This is a genomic window from Streptomyces sp. NPDC013187 (assembly GCF_042899705.1).
Taxonomy (GTDB): Bacteria; Actinomycetota; Actinomycetes; order Streptomycetales; family Streptomycetaceae; genus Streptomyces; species Streptomyces hawaiiensis_A.
Window position 1 is genome coordinate 1 of record NZ_JBIBAF010000021.1, and the last position, 14,316, is coordinate 14,316.

Below are 14,316 nucleotides of genomic sequence, written 5' to 3' on the forward strand. Positions count from 1 at the left end.
TCCTCACCGGCATCACCCCCGACGCCGCCATCATCGACACCGAGATCTTCGGACCCGTCGCCGCCATCCGCACCTTCGACACCGAGGACGAAGCCGTCGCAGCCGCCAACGACACCGAATTCGGCCTGGCCTCCTACCTGTTCACCCAGAACCTCGACCGCGCCCTGCGCGTCGCCGAACGCCTCGAAAGCGGCATGATCGGCCTCAACACCGGCCTCGTCTCCAACCCCGCAGCCCCCTTCGGCGGCATCAAGCAGTCCGGCCTCGGCCGCGAAGGCGGCACCGTCGGCATCGACGAGTTCCTCGAATACAAGTACATCGCCGTACCCGTCGGAGCCTGACATGCCGGACCGACTCGTCGTCCTCTACCGGGGCAACCGGCCACCGGCCACCCAACTCATCGAGCGGCTCGCGGACACCGTGTACGCCACCGAAGAGGAACTGCCCTACCTCCTTCCGGGCGCCGACATCCTCATGGCTTGGGTGAGCATCACCCCAGCCATTCGCGAGGCCTGGCCCGACAACCCGGAGAAAGCACCCCGCTGGGTCCACGCGTCCTCCGCGGGAGTGGACTCGTTCCTCTTCCCGGCCCTCGTCGATGACCCGGGCGTCACTCTGACCAACGCCCGCGGCGTCTATGACCAGCCCGCCGCCGAGTACGTCCTCGGACTGATCCTCGCCCTCGCCAAGGACTTCCCCGGCACGTGGGAGCACCAGCGGCGCCGCGAGTGGCGTCCGCGCCCCAGTGACGGCATCACCGGACGCACCGTGCTGGTCTGGGGCACGGGCCCCATCGGGCGGGCCGTCGCCCGGCTGTTGCGCGCCGTCGGGATGCGCGTATGCGGTGCGGGCCGCAAGGCCCGCACGGCGGATCCCGACTTCGGCACGGTCCACGGTGCGTCGACCCTGCCCTCCGCCCTGGCGGAGGCGGACTACGTCGTCCTGGCCGCGCCCCTCACCCAGGACACCCGGGGCATGGTCGACGCTCCCGTGCTGGCCGCGATGAAGCCCGGGGCACGGCTGATCAACGTCGGCCGGGGCGGCCTGGTCGACGAGGATGCGCTCATCGACCACCTCGCCGCAGGGCGACTCGCCGGTGCCGCCCTGGACGTCTTCGGTCAGGAGCCCCTGCCGGCCGGGTCCCCCCTGTGGGACATGCCCGGCGTGATGATCTCCCCGCACACGGCGGGCGAGACCACCAGCGAGCGGGAGGCGCTCGTCGAGGTGTTCCTCGACAACCTCACCCGGCACGTCGAGGGCCGCCCCCTGCGCAACGTCGTGGACAAGCAGCGCGGTTACGTGATCCACGAGGAGTCCCCCGCCTGAAAGGCGAGGAGTTGACGCCCCGGCCGGTGGTCTCCACCTGCCGGGGCGTTCGCTATGCGCCTTTCCCCCCTCCCCGCACGCTGCCCGTCACCGCCAGCACGGACAGCACCACGAGCGCGGCTGCCGGGCCCAGCACGGTCCAGGGGGCCAGTTCGGCGTACGGCTGGTTCTCCGAGAGGAGGCGGCCCCACTCGGGGGTGGGCGGCTGCTCGCCCAGGCCCAGGAAGCCGAGCGAGGCCAGGACCAGGACGGTCGTGGGCAGCCGGAGCAGGGCGTTGCGGACGAGCGCCGGGACCACCGAGGGGAGCAGGTGGCGGCGCAGCAGGTGCAGCCGCCCGGCGCCGAGCGCGACGGACGCGGCGATGTGCCCGCTCGCGCGTTCCTGCTCCAGCAGCGCGGCGGTCTGGGCGGCGTACGGAGTCCAGCCCACCGCACAGACCGCGCTCGCGGCGCCCCACACCGAGGGCCCGGTCACACCGGCGATCAGCAGGCCCGCGAGGACGGCGGGCAGCGTCGACACGACCTCCGTCGGGCCGGCGCTCACCCGTGGTGCCATGCCCAGCAGCAGCCCGGTGACGGCACTGACCGCCGTGACGGCCAGGGCGACCCCAGCGGTGCGCAGCGCCCCGTGGCCCAGCCGGGCCAGCAGGTCACGGCCGAGGGCGTCCGTGCCCAGGGGGTGGTCGAGGGACGGCGACAGCAGCCGGGCCGTCGTGTCGACCTGGAGCGGGTCGCGCAACAGGCCCGCCGTGACCAGGGCCAGCAGGACGAGGGCGCAGGCGATGGTGATCCAGCGCAGGGAGGGCGGCACCGTGAGCGGGGGCCGGTGCAGGGCGGGCAGGGCGCCGTCGAGCAGGGTCCGGCCGAGAAGTGCGTGACGCAGGGCGCGGATCAGGATGCCCGCGCACACACCGAGCAGGACCAGAGCCAGCGTCGCGGTCTGGAGCACCGGGAGGTCCTGCGCGACGGCGGAGTCGAGCGAGAGCCGGCCGAGGCCCGGGATGTTGAAGATCTTCTCCACGGCGACCGCACCGCCGACCAGCGCCACGACGGTCGGCAGCAGCTGCGGCAGGATGCCGGGCAGGGTGCGGCGCAGCGCGTTGCGGGCGATGCGGCCGGGCGGGAGGCCGACGGCGTACGCCGTGCGTGCCCAGGGTTCGTGGAAGGCGGCGGGCAGCGCCTGGTCGAGCATGCCGCCGAGCATCGCGCCCGACGGGATGCCGAGGGCGAGCGAGGGCAGCAGCATCGACTGCGGCCCCTCCCACCCGCTGGACGGGAACCATCCCCACCACACCCCGCACACGGTGGCCAGCACCGAGGCGAGCAGGAACTTCGGCAGCGACGCGAGGACGGCGGCGGCGGTGCCGGCCCGGTCCTGCCGCAGCCGGCGCCGGGATCCGAGGAAGACCGTACGGGCGCACACCAGTCCGGCGACCAGCGCCGTGACCGCGAACGCGCCCAGCATCAGCGTCAGGGAGACCGACAGGGCCGTGCCCACCTGCGGCATGACGGGCGCGCCGGAGACCCATGAGACGTCCGCGTCCCCGCGCGGGAGGCCGCCCAGCCAGTGTGCGAGGTGGACCCAGGGGCCCTCGTCCAGGCCCAGCTGCTCCCGTATGGCGGTCAGTTGCGCGGGTGTCGGATCCACGTCCGCCGAGCGGGCCCGCAGCACGGTGCGCGCGGGGTCGCTGCCGGACAGCCACGGCAGCGTGGCCACCGCCGCCAGCAGGGCGGCCCCGGCGAGGGCCCGGCCGGCCGCCAGCCGCCCGGGGTACGGGCGGGCGGCCGGGAGGTGAGCGACGGCCATACCGCTACTTCAGGTGCGTGTCGAGGTCGACCAGGGACCGCTCGCGCGGGTCGAGGACCACGCCCTCGACATCGGCGGCGACGCCCTGGACGACCCTCTCGTGGACCAGCGGCACGACGGCGTCCGTGCGGAGGATCTCCGCCTCCGCCTTCATGATCTTCTGGTGGCGCCGTTCCGTGTCGCCCTCCGCCGCGGCCGCCCGGATCGCCTTGTCCACGCCGGCGTCCTTCAGCCGGGCGATGTTGTAGACGCCGTCACTCGTGTAGTCACTGGCCAGGTAGGCGACCGCGTCGCCGGTGTCGAGGAGGGTCACGCGGGAGAAGACCAGGGCGTCGTAGCGGCCCGCGAGGAGGCCGGCCTCCATCTGTGTGTACTCGCGGACGTCCAGCTTCACGGTGAACCCGGCCTTCTCCAGCCGCTGCTGGAGGACGGTCGCCGCCTCGGGCAGCTCCGCGCGGTTCGTGATGGCGGCCAGGCGCAGCGTCTTGCCCTTGGTCTCGGCCTTGACCCGGGCGGGGGCCGCGGCCTCGGCCCGTCCGGTCACCGCGACGCGCCGGTCGGCGGCCCAGGGGACGGCGGGTCCGAAGAGGCCCTGGGCGGGGTCGGCGTAGCCGCCGAAGACGGAGTCGACGAGGTCGGTGCCGTCGACGGCCTCACGGGCGGCCGCCCGCAGGCCGGGGTCGGTGAACATGCCCTTGCCGGTGTTGAGGATCAGGCTGTCGGTACGGACCGAGGAGACCACGTGCCGCGTGTCGGCGTCGAGCAGCTTCGCCTGTGAGGTCGGGATCCACTCGGCGATGTCGGCCTCGCCGCCGCGCAGCGCGTTGGCGCGGGCGGTGCCGTCCGGGATCCACGTCACGTCGAGGCCCGGCGCCTTCGCCTTGCCGCCCCAGTAGCCGTCGAACCGGTCGAGCGTGGCCCCGGTCTTGCCGCTCAGCTTCCTGATCACGAAGGGGCCGGTCCCGGTGCCGACCGGGCTGACCGTGCCGTCCTTCGCGTACGCCTTCGCCGACAGGATCGCCAGTGCGGGGCTGGCCAGTCGCAGCGGCAGCACCGGGTCGGGCGACTTGGTGGTGAGGGTGACGGTGTCGGCGTCGTCGGCCTTGGCGGTGAGCGTCACGTCGCTCAGCACGCGCGGCTTGGGTTCGGCGGCGCTCGCGTGCCCGAGCGCGTCGACGACGGACTTCGCGGTGAGCCGGGTGCCGTCCTGGAACTCTGCCTTGCGCAGCTCGAAGGTCCAGGTGGTCGCGTTGTCCTGCTTCCAGGACTTCGCGAGCGCGGGCGCGGCGGCACCGTTCTTGCCGAGGACGGTGAGTCCTTCGGCGACGGACAGCTTGCTGAGCACCGTCGCGTCGTTGCTGTAGGGGGAGAGCGCCTGCACGGGAGGGATGGCCAGGGCGATCCGCAGCCGTCCCTGCGATCCGTTCCCACCATTCGCGCCGTCGTCGCCCGGCGCGAAGCAGCCGGCCAGCAGGGGAGTGAGGGCGAACGCCGCTATGAGGCGGCGGGAGGTGGTGCGCATGGGGGGTCCTGTCGTGTGCGAGGCCGGGCATGCCGTTCGGGCCCGGTCCGGGCCTTGATCGACAGCACTCACCATATAAGGGGAGGCTTACCAAACCTGTCACGGGGAAGGTGAAATCTCAACAACCGGACGGTTTGTGGGTATCGACCACTGTTCGGTGTGTGCCAGGGTGAGTGCCGTGGCGGAGACGAAACGCACGACCGGCGCGGACCCCGGACTGTTCGGTCCGGCATCGGTGACCTGGCAGCTGCACGGCGACCCCATGATGTGGATCGCCGGCATCCGGGCGCTGTACCTGCAGGCCCTGCACCCGCGCGCGGTACGCGGCGTCACCCAGAACTCCGACTTCCGTCACGACGCGTGGGGCCGGCTGATGCGCACGGCGCACTTCGTCGGTACGACGACGTACGGCACCACCGAGGCGGCCGAGCGGGCGGGGGCCAGGGTCCGGAAGATCCACCGCAATCTGACGGCGACCGACCCGGCCACGGGGATGCGCTACGGCGTCGACGAGCCCGCCCTGCTGATGTGGGTGCACTGCGCCGAGATCGACTCGTATCTGCACGTCGCGCGCCGGTCCGGATTCCGGCTCACCGACGCCGAGGCCGACCGTTACATCGCCGAACACCGGCAGAGCGCACGCCTGGTGGGCCTCGACCCCGGTGCCGTACCGGGGGACCGGGCCGAGATGGCCGCCTACTTCGAGAAGGTGCGCCCTGATCTGGCCGCGGGACCCGAGGCGCGTGAGGTGGACGACTTCCTGCTCCGCCCGCCGACACACCCGCTCCTCATACCGGCGCGCGAGGTGCTCTGGCGGCGCGTGGCACACCTGGCGTACGCCTCCCTGCCGCCGTACGCCCAAGAGTTGTACGGCAGGCCGGGCCCCGCCCCGGCCACCGCCACCCGTCAACTGCGCCTCGCCGGCCTCCTGCTGCGCCGCGTTCCCGCACGTGTCCGGTGGCAACTCCCGCCCAAACACATCCTGCGGGCCATGGCGAGGCTCGGCCCCGACGCGCGTCCGGCACCGTACAAACTCGGACGATAGGCCGCCATACTGGGTGGAGCCGAGGGGCGGGCGGACAGCTACCGGGGGGAGCGTCGCGCGAGATGGGGGACAACAGGCTCATCCAGGGCCGGTACCGGCTGCTCGATCTGATCGGGCGCGGCGGCATGGGCGAGGTGTGGCGGGCCCGGGACGAGTCCCTGGGCCGGCACGTCGCCGTCAAGTGCCTCAAACCGCTGGGCCCGAACCACGACCACGCGTTCACCCGCGTGCTGCGGGAGCGGTTCCGCCGCGAGGCCCGGGTGGCCGCCGCGCTGCAGCACCGGGGCATCACCGTCGTGCACGACTTCGGCGAGTCCGACGGCGTCCTCCATCTCGTCATGGAGCTGCTGGACGGCCGCAACCTCAGCCAGCTGCTGGAGGACAACAAGCAGCACCCGCTGCCCGTCGCGGACGTCGAGGAGATCGCCGAGCAGGTCGCCGCCGCCCTCGCCTACTGCCACGAACAGGGCATCGTCCACCGGGACCTGAAGCCCGCGAACATCGTGCGGCTCGGCGACGGCACCGTGAAGATCTGCGACTTCGGCATAGCCCGCCTCGGCCACGACATCGGCTTCACCTCCCGGCTGACCGGCACCGGCATCGCCATGGGCACCCCGCACTACATGTCCCCCGAGCAGATCGGCGGCACCGAGGTCGACCAGCGCAGCGACCTCTACTCGTTCGGGTGCGTGCTGTACGAGATCGCCACCGGCGTACCGCCGTTCGACCTCGGCGACGCCTGGGCGATCCTCGTCGGCCACCGCGACACCCCGCCCCGCCCGCCGCGCGAGCACCGGCCCGACCTGCCCGAGTACCTGGAGGAGATCATCCTCGACCTGCTCGCCAAGGAACCCGCGCAGCGCCCGGACGACGCCCGCGAACTGGCCCGCCGGATCAGCGCACACCGGGCCGCGCCGGCCTACGCGCCCGCCGGCGCGGCGGCCCGCCCGGCTCCCGGCGGGGCCGCGGGCACGGTCCGGCTGCCGTCCTGGACGCGCGGCATGACCACCGGCCACAAAGCGACCGGCACGGGACTGCGCACCACCCCACCGGACCCGGCGGCGGGCCTGTCCGGTGAGTGGATCGCACGGCCCGCCACCGGCCCCGTCGTCGCCGAACCCGTCCCCGCGCAGCGGCCCGCCCCGCCCACGGAGGTCCTGACCGCCCTGGCCGGCCGGCACAACGCGGGACTGAGCCTCGGCCGGCTCGGCCGCTGGACGGAGGCGGGCGAGGTGCACCGGGCCGTCGCCGCCGAACGCGAGCACCTCCTGGGCCCGGACCACCCCGACACCCTCTCCAGCCGTTACGAGGTCGCCTTCACCCTCAGCCGCACCGGCCGGGCCGCGGACGCCCTGCGCGAGTACAAGCACGTCGCCGGGGCCAGGATCCGCACCCTCGGCGCCGATCACCCCGACACCCTGGCCGCCCGCCAGGAGATGGCCTACGTCCTCGGGCAGCTGGGCCGGCCCTTCGACGCCCACCGCGTCTACACCTCGGTGCTCACGGCCCGCGAGCAGCTCATGGGCCCCGAACACCCCGACACCCTGCGCTGCCGCCACAACCTCGCCTTCAACCTCGGCCGTCTCGGCCGCCTGGAGGACTCGTACCGCATGGCCCGCGAGGTGGCCGCCGCCCGCGCCCGCGTGCTCGGCCCGGACCACCCCGACACGCTCGTCACCCGCTACGAAGTCGCCTACACGCTGGGCCAGCTGGGCCGCTGGGCCGAAGCCCTGGAGACCTACCGCGACGTCGCCGAGGCTCGTGGCCGGGCCCTCGGCCCCGACCATCCCGACACGCTCGCCGCCCGGCACGAGATCGGCATCAGCCTGGGCCGTCTCGGCCGCAGCGCGGAAGCCCTGGACCTCTACCGCGGCCTGATCGCGGACCGCACCCGCAGCCAGGGCCCCACCCACCCCGAGACGTTGCGCGCCCGTCACGGCCGCTGCGTCAACCTCGGCCGGCTCGGCCGCTGGGAGGAGGCCCTCACCGAATCCCGTGACGTGGCCGCGCTCCGCGAGCAGGCCCTCGGCCCCGACCACCCGGACACCCTGGTCAGCCGCCGCGAGGTCGCCGTCGGCCTCGGCTGGCTGGGCCGCTGGGCCGACGCGCTCACCGAGTACCGGCGCGTGGCCGCCGCCCGTGAGCGCGTCCTCGGCGCCGACCACCCCGACACCCTCGCCAGCCGCAACGACGAGGCCCACTGCCTCGAACAGCTCGGTCGCAGCGCCGAGGCCATGGCCCTGTACCGAAGAGTGGCGGCCCTGCGTGAGCAGCGGGCCGCGGCCGGACGCTGACCCCGGCAGGGCGGGCAGGCGCCGTCTGGCCGACCCGGATCACCCCGTGTTACCAAGAACCATGACCGCACCCGAGGGACCCCGCGCACACCGGACCTACGACGCCGTCATCGTCGGCGGCGGCCACAACGGCCTGGTCGCCGCCGCCTATCTGGCCCGGGCCGGGCGCTCCGTGCTGGTCCTGGAGCGGCTGGACCACACGGGCGGCGCGGCGGTGTCCACCCGGCCCTTCACCGGGGTCGACGCCCGGCTGTCCCGCTACTCGTACCTGGTCAGCCTGCTGCCGAAGAAGATCGTCCGGGACCTCGGACTGAACTTCCGGGTCCGCACCCGTACCGTCTCCTCCTACACACCCGCCGAACGCGACGGCCGGCCCACCGGACTCCTCGTCGGCGGCGGCGAGCGGCGCACCCGGGAGGCGTTCGCCCGGCTCACCGGTTCCGACCGCGAATACCGGGCCTGGCAGGACTTCTACGGCAGGACCGGCCGCGCCGCCCAGCGGATCTTCCCGACCCTCACGCAGCCGCTGCCCACGCGCGACGAGCTGCGCCGCCGCCTCGACGACGAGGAGACCTGGCGGATGCTGTTCGAGGAGCCGATCGGCGCCGCCGTGGAGGAGCACTTCCACGACGACCTGGTGCGCGGTGTGGTCCTCACCGACGCCCTCATCGGCACCTTCGCCGACGCCCACGACCCCTCCCTGAAGCAGAACCGCTGCTTCCTCTACCACGTGATCGGCGGCGGCACCGGCGACTGGGACGTACCGGTCGGCGGGATGGGGGCGCTCACCGACGCCCTCGCCGACGCGGCGCGCGCGGCGGGCGCGGTCCTCGCCACCGGCCACGAGGCGCTGCGCATCGCCACGGACGGCCGAACCGCCGAGGTCGCGTATCGCACGGCCGACGGCGAAGGCACCGTCGCCGCCCGGCAGGTCCTGGTGAACGCCTCACCGCGGGCCCTCGCCGAACTGACCGGCGACACGCCCCCGGCCCCCGCCGAGGGCGCCCAGCTGAAGGTGAACATGCTGCTGAAGCGGCTGCCGCGGCTGCGCGACAGCGCCGTCGACCCGCGCGAGGCCTTCGCCGGCACCTTCCACATCGCCGAGGGTTACGAACAACTGGCCGCCGCCCACGCCCAGGCCGCCGCCGGCCACCTGCCCGCCGCGCCGCCCTCCGAGATCTACTGCCACTCGCTCACCGACTCGACCATCCTCGGCCCCGACCTGGCCGAGCAGGGCTACCAGACGCTCACCCTCTTCGGCCTGCACACCCCGGCCCGCCTGTTCGAGCGGGACAACGACGCCGTACGCGAGGACCTGCTGAAGTCCACCCTCGCCCAGCTCGACGCCCCCCTGGCCGAACCCCTCGCCGACTGCCTGGCCACCGACGCGGACGGACGCCCCTGCATCGAGGCCAGGACTCCGCTCGACCTGGAGCGGGACCTCGGGCTGCCCGGCGGCAACATCTTCCACCGCGAGCTGAGCTGGCCCTACGGCCAGGAAGGCACCGGCCGCTGGGGTGTGGAGACCGGCCACGCGAACGTGCTGCTGTGCGGGGCGGGCGCGGTGCGCGGGGGCGGGGTCAGCGGCGTGCCGGGACACAACGCCGCCATGGCGGTGCTGGAGAACACCCCCGAGTGACCCCTCAGTCGGCCTCGCGCGTCCACCCCACCGCCGTCAGGCGTGCCGCGTCCGCCGGGCGCCGCTCGTCGAACAGGACGTCGTCGGCGGCCTCCACACGCAACCCGTCCACGTAAGAGCCGCGCCCCACGTACAGCCGGTCCGTCGCGTACCGCCAGCGCAGGGTGAGCTCACGCCCGGCCGGCACGTCGGCGGTGAGCTCGTGCCAGACGCGGCCGGACCAGCCGGTGACCGAGCCCGACGGGTGCCGCTCGCGGGCCTGGCCGCGGCGGGACGTGGTGAAGGGCACGGGCTGCCAGCTCGTGCCGCCGTCGGCCGAGGTCTCCAGGGTCAGCACGTCGGCCGTCGGCTCGGTGTCCCACCACAGCGCGCAGCGCAGCCGCGCCCGGCCGGCGGACGTGTCGAGCGCGGGGAGCGTGAGCGTCGCCGTCGTGGAGAGGGCCATGCCGGAGAACCAGGCCGTGCGGCCCTGCACGGGCCGGACCGGCACGGCCCGCGCCATGTTGGTTGCCGCGGCGCCCCTGGGCGCTGACCCGGAACGCCAACTACGCACCGGGTGAACCGAGTTGCCGAGGACGATCAGGAATGAGTCGGTGGTCGGGTCGAGCACCAGCGAAGTGCCCGTGAAACCGGTGTGCCCGGCGGTGCGCGGCGTGGCCATCGCGCCCATGTACCAGTGCTGGTAGAGCTCGAAGCCGAGACCGTGCTCGTCCCCGGGGAAGGCGGTGTTGAAGTCGGTGAACATCAGCTCCACCGACTCCGGCCGCAGGATCCGGGCCCGCCCGTAGACACCGCCGTTGAGCAGCGTACGGCCCAAGACCGCGAGGTCCCAGGCGTCGGAGAACACGCCCGCGTGGCCCGCGACGCCGCCGAGACCGAAAGCGTTCTCGTCGTGCACCTCGCCCCACACCAGGCCACGGTCGAGGCCGGACCACGGCGCGCGCGCGTCCTCCGTGGCCGCGATCTTCGGCCGCCAGGACGCGGGCGGGTTGTAGCGGGTGCGGCGCATGCCGAGCGGGGCGGTGATCTCGTCGCGGAGCAGGACGTCCAGCGTGCGGCCCGTGACCCGTTCCAGCACGAGCTGGAGCGAGATGAGGTTCAGGTCCGAGTACAGGTACGCCGTGCCCGGCGCGCTGACCGGCGCCTCGTCCCAGATGCGCTGGAGCTTCTCCTCGTACGTCGGCGCGCTGTACAGCGGGATCCAGGCGCGGAACCCCGAGGTGTGGGTGAGGAGCTGGCGGATCGTGATGTCCTGCTTGCCCGCGCGAGCGAAGTCCGGCAGGTACGAGGCGACCTTCGCCTCCAGCTCCAGTGCGCCCCGCTCGATCTGCTGCACGGCGAGGATCGAGGTGAACAGCTTCGACACCGACGCCAGGTCGAAGACGGTGTCCTCGGCCATGGGGATCTGCTCGCCGGGCGGGAACTCGACGCCCGTGTCGGTCTTCTCGTCGTAGGCGCGGTAGCGGACCGCCATGCCGATGGGCCGGTGCAGCGCGACGGTGCCGCCGCGCCCGGCGAGCAGGACGGCGCCCGCGTACCAGGGGTGCTTGGGGGAGGGGCCGAGGAACGCCTCCGCGTCGGTGACGAGGCGGCGCAGATGGGAGGGGAGCAGCCCGGCGCGAGCGGCGGAGCCGTGCCGCAGGGTGGGGCGGCGGCCGGTGCCCGCCGGGGATGCCCCGGCGGGCCCGGCGGGCAGCGAGGCGAGTGCGAGCGCACCACCCAGAGCCAGTCCCGTTCTGCCCAGTTGACGCCGGGTCGGTTCGCCGCTCGCCGCTTCGTCGGTCACCGCGTACCCCTTCGCCTCTGCCGACTCGCATGTCCCATGAAGTATGTCCGCCGCCCGCCGCCGCCCATAGACCGCACGCGGGAACCACCCGAATCCTGAATCTGACGGAGCATCAGAAAAACCCTTCCGTCCTCAGGAGGACTCCGGCATCCTGCGCCCATGCAGACGGAGCTGAGCCAGACACTGGGAATCGAGCACGCCGTCTTCGGCTTCACGCCCTTCCCCGCCGTCGCCGCGGCCATCAGCCGGGCAGGCGGCTTCGGCGTGCTCGGCGCGGTCCGCTACACCGCCCCCGACGAACTCAAACGCGACCTGGACTGGATCGAGGCGCACGTCGACGGCAGGCCGTACGGGCTGGACGTCGTGATGCCGGCGAAGAAGGTCGAAGCCCCGAACCATCGAACACTGACCGAGGCCGACGTGGAGGCGATGATCCCCGAGGGCCACCGGCAGTTCGTCCGGGACACCCTCGCCAAGCACGGCGTGCCCGAACTCGCCGAGGGGGAGGCGTCCGGCTGGCGCATCACCGGCTGGATGGAGCAGGTCGCCCGCAGCCAGCTGGACGTCGCCTTCGACTACCCGATCCGGCTCCTCGCCAACGCTCTCGGCTCCCCGCCCGCCGACGTCATCGCCCGCGCCCACGACCAGGACGTGCTGGTGGCCGCACTCGCGGGCAGCGCCCGGCACGCCCGCAAGCACCGGGACGCCGGGATCGACATCGTCGTGGCGCAGGGCTACGAGGCGGGCGGCCACACCGGCGAGATCGCCTCCATGGTGCTCACCCCGGAGGTCGTCGACGCCGTCGCCCCGCTGCCCGTCCTGGCCGCCGGGGGTATCGGCAGCGGTCAGCAGGTGGCAGCCGCCCTCGCTCTCGGGGCCCAGGGTGTGTGGCTGGGCTCCCTGTGGCTGACCACCACCGAAGCGGACCTGCACTCGCCCGCCCTGACCCGCAAGCTTCTCGCGGCCGGCTCCGGCGACACCGTCCGCTCCCGAGCGCTGACCGGCAAGCCCGCCCGTCAGCTGCGCACCGAGTGGACCGACGCGTGGGACGACCCGGCCGGGCCCGGCACCCTCCCCATGCCCCTGCAGGGGCTCCTGGTCGCCGAGGCAGTGTCGCGCATCCAGAAGTACGAGGTCGACCCGCTGCTCGGCACCCCGGTCGGCCAGATCGTGGGCCGGATGAACAGCGAACGCAGCGTCCGTGCCGTCTTCGACGACCTCACCCGCGGCTTCGAGCAGGCCGTGGACCGCGTCAACCGCATCGCCGGAAGGAGCGGACAGTTGTGAGCACACCCCCCGTGGGTTTCTGGGCCCAGGCCACCGAGGATCCCGGCCGCACGGTACTCGTCGCGCCCGACGGCGAGGAGTGGACCGCCGGACGCCTGCACGCCGCCGCCAACCGGCTCGTGCACGGCCTGCGCGCGGCCGGACTGGAACGCGGCGACACCTTCGCGGTGGTCCTGCCCAACGGCGTCGAGTTCCTCACCGCCTACCTCGCCGCCAGCCAGGCAGGCCTCTACCTCGTCCCCGTCAACCACCATCTCGTCGGGCCCGAGATCGCCTGGATCGTCTCCGACTCCGGCGCCAAGGTGCTCCTGGCCCACGAGCGCTTCGCCGAAGCGGCCCGCCACGCCGCCGACGAGGCCGGCCTGCCGGCCACGCACCGGTACGCCGCGGGCACGGTCGAAGGCTTCCGCCCGTACGCCGAACTCCTGGACCGTCAGCCCGAATCGGCGCCGGCCGACCGCACGCTCGGCTGGGTCATGAACTACACCTCGGGCACCACCGGCCGCCCCCGCGGCATCCGCCGCCCGCTGCCCGGCAAACCCCCGGAGGAGGCCTACCTCGGCGGTTTCCTCGGCATCTTCGGCATCCGGCCGTTCGACGACAACGTGCACCTGGTCTGCTCGCCGCTCTACCACACGGCCGTGCTCCAATTCGCCGGCGCGTCCCTGCACATCGGCCACCGGCTGGTCCTCATGGACAAGTGGACACCCCAGGAGATGCTCCGGCTCATCGACGCCCACCGCTGCACCCACACCCATATGGTCCCCACCCAGTTCCATCGCCTGCTGGCCCTCCCCGGCGAGGTGAAGGACCGTTACGACGTCTCCTCCATGCGGCACGCCATCCACGGTGCCGCACCCTGCCCCGACCACGTGAAGCGCGCCATGCTCGACTGGTGGGGCCCCTGCGTGGAGGAGTACTACGCGGCCAGCGAGGGCGGCGGCGCCTTCGCCACCGCCGAGGACTGGCTGAAGAAGCCCGGCACGGTCGGCAAGGCCTGGCCCATCAGCGAACTCGCGATCTTCGACGACGACGGCAACCGGCTGCCACCCGGAGAACTCGGCACCGTCTACATGAAGATGACCACCGGCGGCTTCTCGTACCACAAGGACGAGGCCAAGACCCGCAAGAACCGCATCGGCGACTTCTTCACCGTCGGCGACCTGGGCCATCTCGACGAGGACGGCTACCTCTTCCTGCGCGACCGCAAGATCGATCTGATCATCTCCGGCGGGGTCAACATCTACCCGGCCGAGATCGAGTCGGCCCTGCTCGCCCACCCCGCCGTCGCGGACGCCGCCGTCTTCGGCATCCCGCACGACGACTGGGGCGAGGAGGTCAAGGCGGTCGTCGAACCGGCCCCCGGGCACCGGCCCGGGCCCGCCCTCGCGGCCGACCTCCTCGACCACTGCGCCCACCGGCTCGCCGGGTACAAGCGGCCCAGGAGCGTCGACTTCATCACCGAGATGCCCCGTGACCCCAACGGCAAGCTGTACAAGCGGCGGCTGCGGGAGCCGTACTGGGAGCGCCGTACGCGACCGATGTGAGCCGCCTTCGCCGAGCCTGCCGTGCGCGGGGCGCCGGCCGAGGAGAACGGCACCGTGCGCGGG

The 14,316-nt window shown here is 73.2% G+C and carries 10 protein-coding genes; 7 read left to right on the forward strand and 3 right to left on the reverse strand.

Going from position 1 to position 14,316, the window contains the following annotated elements:
- A partial coding sequence (locus ACFY5B_RS34515) for an aldehyde dehydrogenase family protein (protein WP_389977504.1) occupies positions 1–341 on the forward strand: 341 nt, incomplete at its 5' end.
- A gap of 1 nt (position 342) precedes the next feature.
- On the forward strand, positions 343–1,326 hold the full coding sequence (locus tag ACFY5B_RS34520) for a D-2-hydroxyacid dehydrogenase (protein WP_389977507.1): 984 nt from the start codon (positions 343–345) through the stop codon (positions 1,324–1,326).
- A gap of 52 nt (positions 1,327–1,378) precedes the next feature.
- Here the strand turns inward: ACFY5B_RS34520 and ACFY5B_RS34525 are convergent, their stop codons facing one another.
- Positions 1,379–3,133: an ABC transporter permease subunit gene (locus ACFY5B_RS34525; RefSeq protein ID WP_389977510.1), complete on the reverse strand. Its 1,755-nt coding sequence runs from the start codon at positions 3,131–3,133 to the stop codon at positions 1,379–1,381.
- A gap of 4 nt (positions 3,134–3,137) precedes the next feature.
- On the reverse strand, positions 3,138–4,655 hold the full coding sequence (locus tag ACFY5B_RS34530) for an ABC transporter substrate-binding protein (protein ID WP_389977513.1): 1,518 nt from the start codon (positions 4,653–4,655) through the stop codon (positions 3,138–3,140).
- A gap of 178 nt (positions 4,656–4,833) precedes the next feature.
- On the opposite strand from ACFY5B_RS34530, the gene ACFY5B_RS34535 reads away from it, so the two are divergent.
- From ACFY5B_RS34535 to ACFY5B_RS34545, 3 genes are all read left to right on the forward strand, one after another.
- Entirely contained in the window at positions 4,834–5,700 is an 867-nt protein-coding gene (locus tag ACFY5B_RS34535) for an oxygenase MpaB family protein (RefSeq protein ID WP_389977516.1), read from the forward strand.
- Positions 5,701–5,762: 62 nt separating this feature from the next.
- The gene (locus ACFY5B_RS34540) at positions 5,763–7,994 is read left to right on the forward strand and encodes a tetratricopeptide repeat protein (protein WP_389977519.1); all 2,232 of its coding nucleotides are present in this window, start codon (positions 5,763–5,765) and stop codon (positions 7,992–7,994) included.
- A gap of 61 nt (positions 7,995–8,055) precedes the next feature.
- Positions 8,056–9,633 (forward strand): phytoene desaturase family protein, encoded by a 1,578-nt coding sequence (locus ACFY5B_RS34545; protein WP_389977522.1) that lies wholly within the window; start codon positions 8,056–8,058, stop codon positions 9,631–9,633.
- Between the two features lie 4 nt (positions 9,634–9,637).
- On the opposite strand, the gene ACFY5B_RS34550 is transcribed toward ACFY5B_RS34545, so the two are convergent.
- Positions 9,638–11,419, reverse strand: a complete 1,782-nt coding sequence (locus ACFY5B_RS34550) for a serine hydrolase (RefSeq protein ID WP_389977525.1) — start codon at positions 11,417–11,419, stop codon at positions 9,638–9,640.
- Between the two features lie 159 nt (positions 11,420–11,578).
- On the opposite strand from ACFY5B_RS34550, the gene ACFY5B_RS34555 reads away from it, so the two are divergent.
- A complete protein-coding gene (locus tag ACFY5B_RS34555; protein ID WP_389977528.1) occupies positions 11,579–12,706 on the forward strand; it encodes an NAD(P)H-dependent flavin oxidoreductase in 1,128 nt (375 codons plus the stop codon).
- The gene (locus ACFY5B_RS34560) at positions 12,703–14,253 is read left to right on the forward strand and encodes an acyl-CoA synthetase (protein ID WP_389977531.1); all 1,551 of its coding nucleotides are present in this window, start codon (positions 12,703–12,705) and stop codon (positions 14,251–14,253) included. Before ACFY5B_RS34555 ends, ACFY5B_RS34560 begins: the two co-directional genes overlap by 4 nt.
- Positions 14,254–14,316: the final 63 nt, after the last annotated feature.